This window comes from Duganella rivi, from assembly GCF_009857435.1.
GTDB classification, from domain to species: Bacteria; Pseudomonadota; Gammaproteobacteria; order Burkholderiales; family Burkholderiaceae_D; genus Rugamonas; species Rugamonas rivi.
This window is the reverse complement of record NZ_WWCK01000003.1, coordinates 688,677-706,104: the sequence shown is the minus strand read 5'-3', so window position 1 is coordinate 706,104 and position 17,428 is coordinate 688,677. Positions and strand designations below refer to the sequence as shown.

7 protein-coding genes are annotated in these 17,428 nt (G+C 63.7%); 3 read left to right on the top strand and 4 right to left on the bottom strand.

The genetic code is table 11. The features are described 5' to 3' along the window. The first annotated feature begins 52 nt into the window (after positions 1 to 52). Entirely contained in the window at positions 53 to 508 is a 456-nt protein-coding gene (locus tag GTP45_RS11840) for a CBS domain-containing protein (protein WP_161014047.1), read from the top strand. A 58-nt stretch (positions 509 to 566) separates the two neighbouring features. On the opposite strand, the gene GTP45_RS11835 is transcribed toward GTP45_RS11840, so the two are convergent. After that, positions 567 to 9,173 (bottom strand): beta strand repeat-containing protein, encoded by an 8,607-nt coding sequence (locus GTP45_RS11835; protein WP_161014046.1) that lies wholly within the window; start codon positions 9,171 to 9,173, stop codon positions 567 to 569. A 175-nt stretch (positions 9,174 to 9,348) separates the two neighbouring features. Continuing rightward, positions 9,349 to 11,610: a putative bifunctional diguanylate cyclase/phosphodiesterase gene (locus GTP45_RS11830; RefSeq protein WP_161014045.1), complete on the bottom strand. Its 2,262-nt coding sequence runs from the start codon at positions 11,608 to 11,610 to the stop codon at positions 9,349 to 9,351. A 264-nt stretch (positions 11,611 to 11,874) separates the two neighbouring features. Here GTP45_RS11830 and aroC point away from each other — a divergent pair, with 264 nt between their 5' ends. Together aroC and GTP45_RS11820 are read left to right on the top strand one after the other, a co-directional pair. Next, positions 11,875 to 12,972: a chorismate synthase gene (gene aroC / locus GTP45_RS11825; RefSeq protein WP_161014044.1), complete on the top strand. Its 1,098-nt coding sequence runs from the start codon at positions 11,875 to 11,877 to the stop codon at positions 12,970 to 12,972. A 3-nt stretch (positions 12,973 to 12,975) separates the two neighbouring features. Beyond that, positions 12,976 to 14,127, top strand: coding sequence for an MFS transporter (locus tag GTP45_RS11820; protein WP_161014043.1), 1,152 nt, complete (start codon positions 12,976 to 12,978; stop codon positions 14,125 to 14,127). Here GTP45_RS11820 and GTP45_RS11815 read toward each other — a convergent pair whose 3' ends face one another. Beyond that, complete coding sequence (locus tag GTP45_RS11815) at positions 14,128 to 15,624, bottom strand: HDOD domain-containing protein (RefSeq protein ID WP_161014042.1); 1,497 nt, start codon at positions 15,622 to 15,624, stop codon at positions 14,128 to 14,130. It abuts the gene before it with no gap. After that, the gene (locus tag GTP45_RS11810; protein WP_161014041.1) at positions 15,621 to 17,294 is read right to left on the bottom strand and encodes a putative bifunctional diguanylate cyclase/phosphodiesterase; all 1,674 of its coding nucleotides are present in this window, start codon (positions 17,292 to 17,294) and stop codon (positions 15,621 to 15,623) included. The genes GTP45_RS11815 and GTP45_RS11810 overlap by 4 nt, the downstream gene beginning before the upstream one ends. Between the last annotated feature and the right edge of the window lie 134 nt (positions 17,295 to 17,428).

Here is a 17,428-nt window from a genome sequence, read left to right as displayed (position 1 = left end):
CAATTAGAACTCCCATTCACAGAGCGTATATCAGCGGACAGGACGGCCCAAAATGAAAGTCTCGGAAATTCTCCAAGTTAAAGGCTCTATCCTTTACACCATCTCTCCCGATCAACCACTGGCGGACGCCGCCAATACCATGGCCGAAAAGGACATTGGTTCGCTGGTCGTCATGGAATTCGGCGATCTGGTCGGCATGCTGACCTTCCGCGAGGTATTGCGCGCGCTGCACGAAAACCAGGGCAATGTCGGCGGCGGCACGGTGCGCAAGCACATGGAAGACCACCCGATTACCGTCACGCCGGACACCGACGTCAATGAAGTGCGCCGCATCATGCTGGAAAAGCACGCGCGCTATCTGCCGGTGATGAACGCTAAGACCATTCTTGGCGTGATCTCGTTCTACGACGTCGCCCGCGCGGTGCTGGAAGCGCAGAGCTTCGAAAACCGCATGCTGAAAGCCTACATCCGCGATTGGCCGGCTGAAGCCGAACAAGCAGCAGACTAATTCCGGCGGGAAACTATATAAGGCGCTACCGGTGTTGTCCGGTAGCGCCTTTTTTCGTTTATGCGAACTGGTAATCGGCGGCCGTGGTGGCTGCCGCGCCGGTCAGTGTGGCCAGCTGGGTCAGTTCACCGGCGCTCACCACCGCATCCGTGCCGTTCGAGGTGAACAGGTACAAGGTGGTGGTGTTGCCGCTGTGCAGGGCAAACAGCGCCTTGTCACCCAGCGCGTAGGCACTGGTGGCCGAGCCGATGGCCGTTGCTGCCGTGGTGAGGCTGAGCGAGGCGACGTTTTGCGTCAGGATCACCAGTTCCGCGTCGTTGGCGAAGTCGCCCGGGCCGGCCTTGACCATGGCGTTATCGATCACCAGGTCGCCATTGCCGACGCCGAACACAGCTTGGCTCAGCGACACCTTGTCCGTGCCGCTGACGAAGTCCATGAAGGTATCCACACCTACCTTTGACGACAGCACGATGGTATCCGCGCCATTGCCGCCGGTGACGGTGTCGGCGCCATCGCCGCCAGTCAGCAGGTCGTCGCCGTCGCCGCCCAGCAGCTTGTCGTTGCCCGCATTGCCGATCAGGATGTCGTTGCCGGCCAGGCCGTTCAACACGTCGTTGCCGCTGCCGCCGGTGAGGCTGTTGGCCAGCAGGTTGCCGTTGCCGGTGAAGGCGGTGGCGCCACTGAAGACCATGTCTTCCACCTCGGCCGACAGGCTGTAGCTGCTGATGCCTTTGACGGTGACCAGGTCGCGCCCGCCACCAGCCAGTTCGGTGATGGTGTCGCCGGCGTTGTCGACCACGTAGCTGTCGTCACCGCTGCCGCCGATCAGTTTGTCCGCGCCCACACCGCCGTCCAGCGTGTCGTTGCCGGCGCCGCCGGTAAGGGTGTTGGCTGCGGCGTTGCCGGTCAAAATGTTGGCCAGGTCGTTGCCGGTCAGGTTGACGGCGATACTCGCCGCTGCCGTGACGGTGGCGTTTTCCACGTTGTCGCCCAGCGTGTAGATGCCGGCCTTGGTGTAGGCGACGTTGACCAGATCCGTGCCTTCGCCGCTATTCTCGGTGACCACGTCGCCAGTCTGGTCGATGGTGTAGACGTCGTTACCGAGGCCGCCAGCCAGCGTGTCGGCGCCGCTGCCGCCGTCGAGGCTGTCGTTGCCGTCGGTGCCGGTCAGATTGTCGTTACCGGTGCTGGCAGCATTGACCACCACGCCGGCCAGCGCTTTGCTGTCATCGGCAAAGATGAATTGTTCGACGTTGCGTACGGTGATGCTTTCATGCGTGATGGTGTTGATCAGCACCACGTCGGTGGCGTTTGGACGGCTGCGGGTGTAGTCGTTGAAATTGCCCAGCAGGGTCAGCGTATCGACGCCGGCGCCGCCGTCAACCGCATCGCTGCCAGTTCCGGCGTCGAGCTGGTCGGCGCCATCGCCGCCCAGCAGCGAGTCATTGCCAGCGCCGCCGTTCAGGGCGTCGTCGCCGGCCATGCCGCTCAGCGTATCGTTGCCACTGCTGCCGATGATGCTATTGGCCAGACCGTTGCCGATACCGGTGAATGCCACCGTGCCGACAAACTGCAAGTCCTCCACGTTGGCGGTCAGGGTGTACTTGGCCAGCGTGGTTTCAACCCGGTCTTGACCTTGGCCGGCCAGCTCAGTGACCACGTCGCCGGCATTGTCGACTTTGTAGAAATCGTCATCGAGGCCGCCAATCAGCTTGTCCGCGCCGGCGCCGCCGTCGAGCGTGTCGCTGCCGGCGCCGCCGGTCAGGGTATTGGCGGCAGCGTTACCGATCAGCAGATTATCCAGCGCGTTGCCGGTAACGCTGGCCGCAATGCTGGCGGCCGCCGTGATGGTCGCGCGCTCGACGTTATCGCCCATGACAAAGGTCTCGGCCTTGGTGAAGGCGACCAGTACCAGATCGTCGCCGCTGTCGGCCGATTCGAACACCTTGTCGCCGGCCTGATCGACGGTATAGGTGTCGTCGCCCAGGCCGCCGAACATCTGGTCAGCGCCTGCGCCGCCGTTGATGTTGTCGTCGCTGTCGCCGCCGAACAGGCTGTCGTTGCCGGTGCTGGCGGTGTTGTAGGCCAGATCGGACAGATCTTTGAGGCCGTCTGCAAACAGGAACTTCTCGACGTTGCGCACGGTGATGCTCTCATGCGTGCTGCTATTGGTCAGCACCATATCGGTGGTGTTCGGGCGGCTGCGGGTGTAGTCCTTGAAGTTGCCCAGCAGCCCCAGGGTGTCGCTGCCGGCGCCGCCGTCGACGACATCGCTACCGGTGCCGGCGTCGAGCTGGTCGGCACCGTCGCCGCCCAGCAGCGAGTCGTTGCCAGCGCCGCCGCTCAGGACGTCGTCGCCGGCCAGGCCGCTCAGGGTGTCGCTGCCGCTGCTGCCTGCTATGCTGTTGGCCAGCTCGTTACCCGTGCCGGCAAAGGCCAGCGTGCCGGTGTACAGCAGGTTTTCGACGTTGGCGCCCAGGGTGTATTTGAACAGCGTGGTTTCCACGCGGTCGGTACCCTGGCCGGCCAGTTCGGTGACGGAGTCGCCGCTGTTCTCGACTTTGTAGACGTCGTTGCCGGTGCCGCCGATCAGCTTGTCCGCGCCGGCCATGCCATCCAGCGTATCGTTGCCGGCGCCGCCGGTCAGGGTGTTGGCGGCCGCGTTGCCGGTCAGCGCATTGTCGCGGTCGTTGCCGGTGAGGTTGACGGCCACGCTGGCGGCCGAGGTCACGGTCGCGTTTTCGACATAGGCGCCCAGCGTGTAGGTGCCGGCCTTGGTCAACGCCACTTGCGCCACATCCGTGCCGCCGTTATCGGCTTCGACGATCAAGTCGCCTGCATCGTCGATCAGGTAAGTGTCGTTGCCGTCGCCGCCGGCCAGCGTGTCGGCGCCTGCCGCGCCGCCGTCTAGCGTATCGTCACCGTCGGTGCCGCGGATGTAGTCGTTGCCCACGCTCTTGATGTTGAGCTGCACGTCCTGGATCGCCATCAGGGTGCCGTGGAAGCTGACGAACTCGATGTTGCGCAGGGTGATGACCTCGCCGCTGGTAGCATGGGTCAGCACGGTGTCGGTGGCGTTCGGGCGCTTCACGCTGTAGGCACTGAAGTCGTCCAGCGCCACGGCGGTGTCGCTGCCGGCGCCGCCGTCGACAATATTGGCGCCGATGCCGCCGTCCAGCAAGTCATCGCCGTCGCCGCCCAGCAGCGAGTCGTTACCGACGCTGCCGCGCAGGGTGTCGTTGCCGGCCAGGCCGGACAGGGTATCGTTGCCGAGGCCGCCGTCAATCTGGTTGTTGACAGCATTGCCGGTGGCGTTGAACACGCCGTTGCCCGGGCCGGCCAGGTTTTCCACGTTGGCCGCCAGCGTGTAGGTGGACAGTGTGGTGTACACCGTGTCGCTGCCTTCGTTGAGCGCTTCGGTGATGGTGTCGCCGGCGTTGTCGACGCGATAGACATCGTTGCCGAGGCCGCCGATCAGCTTGTCGGCGCCCGCCGCGCCGTCCAGCGTGTCGTTGCCGGCGCCGCCGCTCAGCGTGTTGACCGCAGCGTTGCCGGTCAGGACGTTGTCGAGCGAATTGCCGGTGACGCTGGCCGCCACCGCGGCTGCTGCCGTCACCACTGCGTTTTCCACGTTGGCGTCGAGCGTGTAGGTCGCCGCGGCCTTGAAGGCCAGTTCGGCCGTGTCGGTGCCTTCGCCTGCCAGTTCCTTGATGCTGTCCTTGACGTTGTCGATCACGTAGCGGTCGTCGCCGGTGCCGCCGCTCATGGTGTCGGCGCCGGTTAGGCCGTTGAGGCTGTCGTTGCCGTCGGTGCCGGACAGATAGTCGTCGCCGTCGCTGATCTGGTTTAGCAGCAGTTCGCTGATGGTGCGGGTGGCATCCGTGAACACCAGGGTTTCAATGCCCTTGATGTTGAGGGTCTCGCCGAGGATGGAGTTGCTCAGCGTGAGCACGCCGTTGGCGCGCGATAGGGTGTAGTGGCCGATGCTGTCGCTGAGCAAGAGGGTGTCGTCGCCGTCGCCGCCGTCGATCGCATCAGTGCCGCCGCCGCCGGACAGGGTGTCGTTGCCGGCGTTGCCCAGCAGGGTGTCGTTGCCGCTGCCGCCGCTGATGCGGTTGGCCAGCTCATTGCCGCTGCCGGCAAAGGCGCTGCTGCCGGTGTAGCGCAGGTTTTCGACATTGGCGGCCAGGGTGTACTTGGCTGCCGTGGTTTCCACCGTATCGTTGCCTTCGCCGGCCAGCTCGGTGATGGTGTCGCCGGTGTTGTCGGCGATGAACAGGTCGTCGCCTTTGCCGCCGGCCAGCTTGTCGGCCCCCGCGCCGCCATCGAGCGTGTCGTTGCCGGCGCCGCCGTTGAGGGTGTTGGCCTGGCCGTTGCCGGTGAGGTAATTGTTGAGCTCGTTACCAGTCAGGGTGCCGGCTGCGGCGCTGTTGGTCAGCGTTCCGTGCTCGACGTTGGCGCCCAAGGTGTAGGCCGCGTTGGCGTAACTGACCTGCACCAGGTCGTAGCCGCCGTCGGCTGCTTCAACCACGCGGTCGGTGGCGTTGCGGACCACGTAGACGTCGTCGCCGGCCAGGCCGGTGAGAATGTCGCCGCCGCCATTGCCGTCCAGCGTGTCGTTGCCGGCACCGCCGGTGAGCATATTGCCGCTGGCGTTGCCGACGCCGGAGAAGTCGCCCGTGCCGCTGTATTGCAGGCCTTCCAGGTTGGCCGCCAGGATGTACGAGGCCAGGCTGGTTCGCACCGTGTCGACGCCGCCGTTGGCCGCCTCGACGATGGTGGCGCTGCTGTTGTTGTCAAGGACGTAGAGGTCGTTGCCGACGCCGCCGATCAGGGTGTCGGCGCCGCCGCCGCTGATCAGGGTATCGTCTCCGCCGCCCGCTTCGAAGCGGTTGGGGCCGTCGCCGCCTTCCATGACATCGCTGCCGTTGCTGCCGTAGCCGTCGCCCCAGTTCAGGGAGACATAGCGTCCGACAAAGTTGGCGCCGGTGATGTCGCTGAGCTTGACGTTATCCAGAGTCAGGATGGTGCGCGGGGTCGTGCCGCTGCCGCTGCCGTCGTAGTCGAACTGCACCAGCACGTTCGGGCCCTGCTGCACCAGTTTCAGGAAGCCGGACGCCATCGGGTCGAGCAGCAGTTTGCCGTCGCCGGCGAATTGCTGAAGGATGGCGTTCAGGTCGAGCTGGTCGCCGCCGGCGCCGGTGGCGAAGTCGGTGATGTGCACATTGCTGCTGAACGCCGGGCCGTCGAAGGTGTAGGTGTCGACGCCGGCGCCGCCGGTGAGGGTGATTTTGGACGCGCCCAGATCGTTGCCGCGGATTTCCACGCGGTCGTTGCCGGCGCCGCCGTCGAAGCGCAGGGTGATGCTGGGCGCGTTGTGGGCATACACGGCCAGCAGGTCGTTGCCGGCCCCGCCGGTGACGGTGCTGTTGCCACTGCCTTCGACGGAGATGGTATCGTTGCCCTCGCCGCCGTCGACGCTGTCGCTGCCTTCCATGATGTGGATGTCGTCATTGCCGCCGCCGCCGGATACCAGGTTGTTGCCGGCCGATCCCATGAGGCGGTCGGCGCCGTTGCCGCCGATCAGGGTGTCGTTGCCGTCGCCGCCGCCCATGCTGCTGCCGGACTGGACGTCCTCGACGTCGCCGGCCACCAGCAAGTCATCGCCAGCGCCGCCGCTCATGCTGTCGGCGCCGCCGTTGCCATGCAGCGTATCGTTGAAGTAGCCGCCGTCAAGGTGCTCGCCGGCCGTCGTGCCTTCGGCCAGCACGCCGGGCACCACGTCGCCCTTGGGATTGGCGCCGATCATGTTTTGCGCCGTCAGGTCGCCCAGGTTGACATTGCGCAGCAGCGCCACCGTGTACATGCCGCTGGCGCCGCGGCCAATCAGGTCGAATTTCAGCAGGACATCGGCGCCGCTTTGCTCCAGGCGCAGGAAGTAGCCTTCGCTGAGCGGGTTGCCGCCGGTGTAGCCGTAGTAGGCGGCGCCGCTCATCAGTTGGGTGATGTCGAGAATGTCGCCGCCGTCGCCAGCGGTGAAGTCGCTGATGTCGACGTGGCCGTCGATCAGGGTGAGATCAGTGCTCAGGATGTAGGTATCGCTGCCGCTGCCGCCGCTCAAGATGGCGGCCAGGCCATCCTCAACGATATGGGTGGCGAAACGGTCGTTGCCATCGCCGCCGCGCGCAGTGGCGGCTTGTCCGGTGCCGCTCTGGGAAATAGTGAACAGGTCGTTGCCGGCGCCGCCATCCAGCGTATCGTTGATGCTGTCGTACGCGCTGACCAGGGTGTCGTTGCCGGCGCCGCCTTGCAGCAGGTTGGTCCCGGAGTTGCCGTTGAGGCTGTCGTTGCCGTCGCTGCCGAGCAGGGTATCGTTGCCGTAGCCGCCAGACAGCGTGTCGCCCAGGCCTTGCGCATCGGCGCCCGCTTGCAGGCGGTCGTCGCCACCCATGCCGGACAGCTGGTTGCCGCCGCCGGTGCCGGTCAGGGTGTCGTCGAACCTGGCGCCTTCAAGCTGGTTGACGGTCTCGCTGGTGGTCAGGTTGAGGCCGGCGATGTGGGTGCCGTCCGGCTTCAGGCCATCGATGAAGTTGTCGGCCGTGAGCGTGCTCTTGTCGACATTCTGCAAGGCCAGCACGGTCGCATAGTCGTCGTGGACGCCGGCGCCCCAGCTGTACTGGACCACGGTGTCGGCACCCACCTGCACCAGGCGCACGTACGCTTGGTCGGCGCTGAAGGGATTGCCGCCGGTATAGCCGCTGCCCTGCAGGATGGCGCTCAGGTCGATCAGGTCGCCGCCGGCGCCGGCCACGAAGTCGCTGACCGTGAAGGCATAGTGATGCTCGCCATCCGCGCCGTATTGATACGCGGAGGGCTGGAACACATCGCGCCCGGCGCCGCCCGTGGCGACAGTCTGGGCGCGATCCGTGCCTTGGCCGACGATGAACAGGTCGTCGCCATCGCCGCCCTGCAGGGTGTCGTTGCCGAGCGCTTCATTGCCTGCGGAGACCAGGGTGTCATTGCCGCCGCCGCCTTGCAGCAGGTCGTTGCCGGTGCCACCGGTGAGCTTGTCGTTGGCGTTGCCGCCGACCAGAGTGTCGTTGCCGCTGCCGCCTTGCAACTGGTCGCCGAGGCCGTTGGCGTCGCCGCTGCCGGCCACCAGCAGGTCGTCGCCGCCATTGCCCACCAGGGTGTTGGCGCCGCTGATGGCGGTCAACTGGTCGTCGAATTTGGCGCCGGCCAGCAGCTTGCCGCCGCTGACGCTGGCCACCACGCCGATGATCGGTGAGCCGTCGGGCTTCAGGCCGTTGACGAAGTTGTCGACGGTCAGCGTGCTGGCGGTGACGTTTTTCAGCGTCAGGATGGTGGTGTAGGTGTAGTTGGCGCCGGCGGCGCCATCCATGTCCATCTGGATCTTGGTGTCGGCGCCGTCCTGGATCACGCGCAGGTAGCCGTTGGCCGCGCTGAATGGATTGCCGTCAGCGTAGCTGGTGCTGTAGCTGAGCTGCGTCATCAGGTCGATCTTGTCGCCACCGGCGCCGGCGGTGAAGTCGGTCACGTTCAGGTTGGTCGGCAGGTAGCGGCCATAGTAGCTGTAGTAGCTGGGGCGGTAGGTATCCTGGCCATCGCCGCCGGTGGCCGTGGCTTCCAGCTTGCGCACGCTGTATTCGAACACATCGTCCCCTGCGCCGCCCAGCAGGGTATCCTGGCCGCCGCCGGTGCCGCTATTGGCGTAGAACAGGTCGTTGCCGTCGCCACCGTCGACCAGGTTGTTGCCTTCGTCGCCGCTCAGGGTGTCATCGCCGGCGCCGCCGTGCAAGGTGTCGTTGCCATAGCCGCCCAACAGGTATTCGTTGCCGCTGCCGCCGTTGAGCAAGTCATCGCCGCCAAAGCCGTACAGGGTGTTGTTATAGCTGTTGCCGGTAATTGTGTCGTTGAAGACGTCGCCCACCAGCGAGATAGCCGAGGTCTGGCCCGAGGTGACGACCTTGCCGGCGATGGCCGAGCCGTCCGGGTTCCAGTCGCCGACGAAGTTGGCGCTGGTCAGGCTGCTGGCCGTGACGTTCTTCAGCACCAGGATGGTCTGGACGTAGCCGTTGTAGTAGCCCAGCCCTTGCACCTGGGTGTCGTTGCCGACCTGGACTAGCTTGAGCTGGCCGGTAGCGAAGGGATTGCCGCCGTGGTAGCCGTTGTAGTTGCTGCCGAACTCCTGGTAGAGGTAGCGCAGATCAATCCGATCGCCGCCGGCGCCGACCGTGAAATCGGTCACCGTCAGGGGCTGGAAGCTGGCGCAGTAGCCGAAGGCGTAAGTGTCGGCGCCGGCGCCGCCGGTGACCTCGGGCTGCTTGGCGTAGGCCCATTGCGCAAAGCTGACGTTGATGGTGTCGTCGCCGTCGCCAGCATCGATTCTGGCCACTGTGCTGGAGGCGAAGGTGTGGGCGTAATTGTAGCTGAGGTTGAAGGTGTCGTTGCCGCTGCCGCCGAGCATGGTGTCGCTGCCGCTATCGTCGTCGGCGCTGAATACATCATTACCGTCGCCACCATCCAGCAGGTCGGCGCCCAGGCCACCTTTGAGGGTATCGTTGCCTGCAAGGCCCTTCAGGGTGTCGTTACCGCTGCTGCCTACCAAGCTGTCGTTGCCACTGGTTCCCTGAAAGCTCGCCACGTTGTTTTTCCTTTAATCAATCTATGTTAGCGCGGGAGGATACCATGCAATATGGGTGACGATTCTAACAATTGTCACTTTTCGTTACACTTGCGAAGAAAGACTCTACATTTTCGCTCGGGAAATAAAAAAGCCGCGATCAACGCGGCTTTTTGGGCAGGGCAGGGAACGCGGTTTAAGCCGCGCCCTCCAGCGCATCGTTGCTGAGCCAGCCGTTCAGGGCGGTGGCGGTCATTGGGCGGGCGAACAGGAAGCCCTGGGCCAGCGGGCAGCCCAGCGATTGCAGGATTTGCGCCTGGCGCTCGTCTTCCACGCCTTCGGCGATCACGGCCAGGCCGAGATTGCGGCCCAGCTGGATCACCATTTCGGCAATGCTGCTGCCGCGCGCCGAGCCGGTAATTTCGGTGACGAAGGCGCGGTCGATTTTCAGCCGGTCGATCTGCAGTCGTTGCAAGTACGACAATGACGAGAAGCCGGTGCCGAAGTCGTCTATCGCGATGCTGACGCCGGTTTGCTTGATCTGGCCCAGCATTTTGATCAGCAAATCCGGCTCTTCCATCGCCATCGATTCGGTGATTTCGAGCTCGATGTTCTGTGGCGGCGCGCCGGTGTCTTCCAGCGCTTTGCGCAGCATGTCGAGGAAGTGCGGGTGGCGGAACTGCACCTGCGAGACGTTAATCGACATCATGAAATCATGGTGGCCGGCCTTGCGCAGATCCACCAGCTCGCGGCAGGCGGTGCGCATCACCCATTCACCAAGGTCGATAATCAGCCCGGAATACTCGGCAATCGGGATGAAGCGGTCTGGCGAGATGAACTTGCCGTCCGGCGTTTGCCAGCGCAGCAGCGCCTCGGCGCCGACCGGGCGGCGGGTGGCGAGGTCGATTTGCGGCTGGTACACCACGAACAATTGGTTCTGCCCAAACGCCGTGCGCAGCGCGTGCATCATGCGCACCCGCTCGCGGATCTCCACGCCCATCGAGCGCGAGAAGTAGAAGTGGCCGGCGCGCTGCTGCGACTTGGCGCGTTTCAGGGCAATGTCGGCGTCTTTCAGCGCATCGGCGCCGCTGCCTTCGTGCTCGCTCAGGCGCACCAGGCCGAGCGTGGCCGACAGCTGCACATCCTGCCCATCAATGCTGAACGCACGCTGGAACAGGCTGAGAATGGCGCCAGGATTCACCTGCGAGGAGTCGCCCAGCACGCAGAAAATATCACCGCCGATGCGGGCCACGGTCAGCTGTCCGCCCAGCTCGGTTTGCAGCCGGCCGGCGACGGCGATCAGCAGCATGTCGCCAAACTGGTGGCCGAGCGCGTCGTTGGTTTCGGCAAAGTGGTCGAGGTCGACCAGCGACAAGGTGGCGTCTTCACGCGCCGGGCCGGCGAGGGTGGTGTCGAGGATTTCCACCAGCCGCGTGCGGTTCGGCAGCTTGGACAGCTGGTCGTAGAAGGCCGCGTTGTGCAAATGCGTCACCAGCTCGACGTTATCGAGTCCCACTGCGACGTTGCTGCAGAATACCTCCAGCAGGCGCTCATCAATTTCGGTGACGGCGCGCTTGACTTCGAGGAAGGCCACGAAATCGCGGCTAGCCTTGCCGGCGAAGTACAGCGTGATGAAGTCCGCCCCATAGACGTTGCGGCCCTGCGCCAGCGCGTGCTCGATGGCGTCGTGGATGCGCGGGTCTTCGCGCACGGTCAGGGTGATATTGTCGAGATGGCGGTAGGTGCCGGCGGTGGCCATTACCATCAGCTCGTGGCAGCCGGTGTCCGGGCACTCCTGCACGCACAGCACGCCGTTGGCTTCTTGCCCCAGCAGGTCGGCAATCTGCGCCAGCACGCCGGCCGCGAAATTCTGCACGCCGTGCAGCGTCATCAGCTGGGTGCTGGCGTGGACGATCTGGTTCAGGCCGCGGCGGCTGTCGTTGATCTTGCGGATTTGCTCGTAGGAGCGGATCGCCGCCGTCACCGTGGTGAACAGCTTGATGCGGGTCAGCTCCGACTTGGTCTTGTAATCGTTGATGTCGAAATCGCGGATGGCGTCGATTTCAGGGGCGTAGCCCGGCTGGCCGGTGCGCAGGATGATGCGCACGTCGTGCAGTTTCAGGGTCTCGCGAATGTAGCGCACCAGGTGCAGGCCGGCATCGTCCTGTTCCATCACCACGTCAAGCAGGATGACGGCGATTTCACTTTCGTGCTTGAGCAATTCGCGTGCTTGCCCAGCCGAATACGCGTGCACGAATTCGAGCGGACGATGCTGCATATCGAGGTTACCGAGCGCAAAGGTGGTGGTCGAGTGGACGTCTTCATCGTCATCGATAATCATGACCCGCCAAACATTGCGCGCGCCCGTCGTAGCAGGCGCAACCGGATGCTCTTCTAAGAATACCAAATCGTCTTGATCATCCTTGGATTGCTCAAGGGGTGTGACCGGTGGGGGCATGTGTAGCTTCTCCAGATTACTCGGTGTTCTTGCGTTCAAGTATATAGCGAATTGTCAAAAAGAATGCGGTTTTCATGGCATTCAACCGAAGCTTGTGCGCACTTCTGCAAGTCAGTGTACAAGTTGCAGCATACTTGTATCAAAAGAATGATATTTTACCAAGCGAAACTTGCTTTGTGGAAATTATTGTGTGGACGGGACGCCACGGGGTAGCGGCTGGTAGAATGGGGGACTTTCCACCTTTTTTCCGAAGATTCTTTTCCTATGTCCGGTAATACTTTTGGCAAATTGTTTTCCGTTACTACGTTTGGTGAGTCGCACGGTCCTGCGATTGGTTGTGTGATCGATGGCTGCCCACCGGGATTACCGTTGTCTGAAGCGGATATACAACCAGAACTGGATCGCCGCAAACCGGGCACCTCGCGCCATGTGACCCAGCGCCAGGAATCGGACACGGTGGAAATCCTGTCCGGCGTGTACCAGGGCGTGACCACCGGCACGCCAATCGCGCTGCTGATCCGCAATGAAGACCAGCGCAGCAAGGATTACGGCAACATCGCCGAAAGCTTCCGTCCTGGTCATGCAGACTACACCTATTGGCACAAGTACGGCGTCCGCGATCCGCGCGGCGGCGGCCGCTCGTCGGCGCGTTTGACGGCGCCGGTGGTGGGCGCGGCGGCGATTGCCAAGAAGTGGCTGCACCAGCAGTACGGCACGGTGTTCAAGGGCTGCATGAGCCAGCTCGGCGATATCGTGGTGCCGTTCGAGGACTGGAAGCATGTGCCGGACAATCCATTCTTTGCCGCCACCGGCGACGCCGGCGTGATCGCCAGCATGGAAACTTATATGGATGAGCTGCGCAAGGCCGGCGACTCGATCGGCGCGCGCATCGACGTGGTGGCGCAGAATATCCCGGTCGGCCTGGGCCAGCCGATTTACGACAAGCTGGATGCCGATATCGCTTACGCCATGATGGGCATTAACGCCGTCAAGGGCGTGGAGATAGGCGCCGGTTTCAAATCGATTGCGCAGAAGGGCACCGAGCACGGCGATCCGCTGACGCCGCAAGGCTTCGTCGGCAACAACGCCGGCGGCGTGCTGGGCGGCCTGTCCACCGGCCAGGACATCACGGTGTCGATTGCGATCAAGCCGACGTCGTCGATCCGCACCCCGCGTCCATCGATCGACAAGGACGGCAACCCGGTGATGGTGGAAACCTTCGGCCGCCACGATCCATGCGTCGGCATCCGCGCTACGCCGATTGCGGAAGCGATGCTGGCGCTGGTGCTGATCGACCACGCGCTGATGCACCGCGCGCAGTGCGGCGACGTCAAAGTCTCCACGCCGAATATCGAGTTGTAAGCAGTGCCCGCGCAAGCTTTCAGCTTCGCCTTATTCCTCTTCTGCTACTACGCACACGCTGGAACCTGGAGCACCTACGCCACGCTGTTCTTTGCCGATAAAGGCATGACCGTGGCGCAGATCGGCGTGCTGATGTCGATGATCCAGGTGCTGCGCATCGTCGGTCCCAATGTGTGGGGCTACGTCGCCGATCATTACGACCGCCGCGTGCTGGTGCTGCGCTTGGCCGGCTTTGCCGCGCTGGTGGGATTCTCGGGCTTCTTCTTCGGCAGCACCTTTGGCCACTTCATGCTGGCCATGGTGATCCTCAACCTATTCACCAGCGGACAAGCGCCGATTTGCGAAGCGCTGATGCTGTCCGAGATGAAGGGCGACCTGACCTACTATGGCCGGATTCGGATGTGGGGTTCGATCGGCTTTATCGTCTCCGTGACCTTGGCCTCGCTGGCGCTGGAGCATTACGGCATCATCACGCTGCCGTGGGTGGCCGCGGCGCTGCTGGTGGCGACCATCCTTGCTGCGTTCCGCCTGCGCGATGTGCCGCGCCGCACGCACAAGACCGCACCGCCGCCGTTAATGTCGCTGCTGCGCCGGCGCGAGGTGATCGCCTTCTTCGCTTCGACCGCGCTGATGGTGTCGGCGCATACGGCCCTGTACACCTTCTATTCGCTCTACCTTGAGCGCAATGGCTACAGCAAGACCGTGATCGGCGCCATGTGGTCCTTGGGCGTGCTGGCCGAGGTGCTGCTGTTCTACTTCCAGGCGCCGCTGTTCAAGCGCTGGGGCGCGATGCGCATGATGTACCTGGCGCTGGGGATTGCCGTGGTGCGCTTCCTGATGATCGGCTTCGGCTCGCATATTTTGTGGCTGCTGATACTGGCGCAGGTGATGCACGCGGCGACCTTCGCGCTGCATCACTCGTCTTCGGTGATGTCCTTGCAGCGCTGGTTCTCAGGGCCGTTGCAGGCGCGCGGGCAGGCGCTGTACATGAGCATCTCGTACGGCATCGGCGGCTCGCTGGGCGGTTTGTTCCTGGCGCAGTGGTGGGACAGGGCGGGCGCCGAGTCGGTGTACTACCTGGCCTCGGTGCTGGTGCTGCTGTCCGCGCTGGCTGCCATGCTGTCGTTCCGCTGGCAGCAGCGAGACGGGCACTAATTAACGCGTGACCGCTTCCGGCGCAATGCCGTGGCGGCGTTCCACTGCGCGCACTACCATCGCGCGCATATCGTTCAGCAGCGAGAACTCGGTGGCGCTCAGCGAGATCGGCGGGAAGGAATCGTCCCAGTCGCCGTACAGGAAACCGGCCGGCTGGCCGTTGGCCGATAGCGGCAGAATCACAAAACTGCGCGCCTCGGACAAGGAGGTCTTCCACCACAGCGGCAGCTTGGCGGCGAACTTGGCGTCGCGCGCGTTTTCGATGAAGATCACGCGGTCGCTATTGAGCGCTGCGTGAAATACATTCGGTTCGTAAGCGTCGTCGAAAGTCATCCCGGCCAGCAGCTCGCGCGTGCCTTCGCCGAAGCTGATCTTGGCCGCGTACTGGTTGTCCTTGCGGTTGCGGACAAAGGCCACCGCGCGCGAGAAGTCCAGTCCCTTGTACACCGTCTCCAGCGCGATCTGCACCATCTGGCCCGGGCTGGCGGTATCGAGCACGTCGCGCATATCGGCCAGGCCGCTGAGCAGGATCTTGTTGCCGGCGGCGCGCTGGCGCGTCTTGGCCAGCGCCTTGGCGCGGCGTTCGGCGGGACGCGACAGGGGCGCGATAGTCAAGTCGTTGGCCGCCACCACCTTGGCTTGCTCGATGGCGTTCATGAGGTTCGGCGCTTCCACACCCAGCATGGCGGCGTAGCTCTCGGTCAGCTGCTTCACTTTTTCCGCGCCTTCCGCGTCGTCATGCCACAACGATTCGGCGCAGCTGGCGGCCATGGTCGAGAGGCCGGCGATCCAGTCGGATGGCGAAACTTCCGCGCCTGCTTCGGCCGGGCCGACGGTGCGCATGCCGTTCAGCAGCGACGCAGGCAAGCCCCAATGCAGCGCGGCGGCGTGGCCGATTTCTTCCAGCGAGAGGCCGAGCAGTTCCGGCGCGGCGTCTTCCACCGAACGCTGCGATTGATCGGCCAGGCGCTGCAGCTCGTGCCAGCGATCCGGCATGTAGAAGGTCAGCATCATGCGGCCCAGCGTGTGCAGCATGGAGCACACCACGGCTTCTTCGCCATGGCGGCTTTCGGCGGTGAAGGCGATTTGCTGCGCCACGATCCCGGCCAGCACCGCCTTCTCCATTTCGATATGGGCGATGGTGGTGTCGGTTGATGTGGCGGCCAATTCTTCAATCAGTTTCAGGCCCAGCGCCAAGTGGCCGATGGCTTCCGTGCCCAGCACCAGCACCGCTTTCGATACCGTGTTCACGTGCTGGCCGAAGGCCGAGTACATGCCGCTGTTGGCCAGCCGCAGCACCTTTTGCGTCAACACCGGGTCGGACAACACGGTGCGGGTCATATTGAATTCTTGCTCGTCCTCGCCGCGCATGGCGCCGAGAATGGCGGTGATGGCCTTGGCGAAGCCTGGCATGTCGCCGCGCCGACGGGTGCAGTCTCCCAGCTCGGACAGGGTCTTGTTGCCGAGCGGCGTACTGGCCTTGAAGCTGGTGTTCATTGCGCCACCTGTCGCAGCTCCGCCGGCACCATTTTGGCGTGGATGCTTTCCTTGAGCGCGGCCAGCGCCACGTTGGCCGCCATCGGCTTGCCGGTCAGGTAGCCCTGGATGTACTGGCAGCCGCGTTCTTCAAGGTAGTGCAGTTGTTCTTCGGTCTCCACGCCTTCCGCCACCACCGACAAGTTCAGGTGCTTGGCCAGATCCAGCACGGCGTTGCAGATCGCGCCGTCCTTCTGCGAGCCGGGCAGGTCGCGGATGAAGGTGCGGTCGATTTTCAGTACGGAGATCGGGAAGCGCTTGAGATAGGCCAGCGACGAGTAGCCGGTGCCGAAATCGTCAATCGCGATGCGGGCGTTACGTTCGGCCATTTTGGACAAGATAGACTCGGCATGCACTGGATCGATCATCAGTGTGCCTTCTGTGATTTCTAAAACCAATTGCTCACCAAGTAGGCCGGAGAACGCGATGGCATCGTCCAGCACATCCAAAAATTTATCATTGCGGAATTGTCGCGGGCTGATATTAACAGAGATGTACAAGCTGCGCTTGGCCACTTCTTCAAATTGTTTCAGCTGCACGCAGGCCGCTTTCAGCGCCCATGCACCCAGCAGATTAATCAGGCCGTTGGTCTCGGCGATGGGGATGAAGCGCGCCGGCGGCACCATGCCCAGCGTCGGGTGCTTCCAGCGCATCAGCGTTTCAAAGCCCTGGATCTCTCGCGTGTGGGCATCGACGATCGGCTGGTAGTACAGCTGGAACTCGCCCTCGCGCACCGCCTGGAACATCGCCGCTTCCAGCGAGATGTCGTGCTGCGGCGGGCCGGAATGCGATGGGCTGTAGACCACGGCGCGCGCCTTGCCGGTTTCCTTGGCGCGCGACATGGCGGCGTCGGCCAGCGCCAGCAAGCGAATCTCGTCTTCCGCGTGCTGCGGGTAGACCGAGACGCCGACCGAGGCGCCGACATAAATCGTGTGGCTCTCAATTTCAAACGGCGATTGCAGCGTGGCGATCAAGCGGCCCGTTACCAGCTTGATTTGCGCTTCGGTGGCGGTGCCGGGCAGGACGGCGACAAATTCATCGCCGCCGACGCGGGCCAGCGTGTCGCTGTCGCGCAGGGTCTTGCGCAGGCGCTGCGCGGCCATGCGCAGCATGGCGTCGCCGATAGGATGGCCGAGGCCATCGTTCACTTTCTTGAAGCCGTCCAGTCCAATCGTGGCCACCGAGAAGCCTTGGCCCGAGCGGCGCGCATTGGCAATCACCATGCGCATGCGGTCGGACAGCAGCAGGCGGTTCGGCAGCTCGGTCAGCGCATCGTGCGTGGCCATGTGCCGCAGGCGCTCTTCGGTCGCGTGCTGCACCGTCATGTCGCGGCCAATCACCAGCAGTTCCAGCGTGTCTTGCGCGTTAAGGAACGCCGAGATGCGCAGCTCATGCCAGATTTCGATGTCGGGCGTTTTGATGCGCACTTCCAGCAGGCGTGGATTGCGCGATTCGAGCACTTCGGCCAATGCGGCGGCCAGCGGCGCCTGGTCGCCATCGGCCACCAGCTTGGCCATGGCGCTGCCAGCCAGCGGCGCGGCGCTGGCAATGCGGGCAGTGGCGCGTTGGCTGGCAAACAGCAGCTGGCCTAGCTGATTCAGGCGAAAAACTACATCGCCAGCCTCTTCCATGAGGTTATCCAATTCATGACGCGGCTGGGATGAAACACTCGTTGGCATCGCGAAGATCTATTCTTTCAAAGTATGCATGTAACAATTGGGCTAGGCGAATCTTGCAAAACCATAACGAAATGTATCACTGTTGA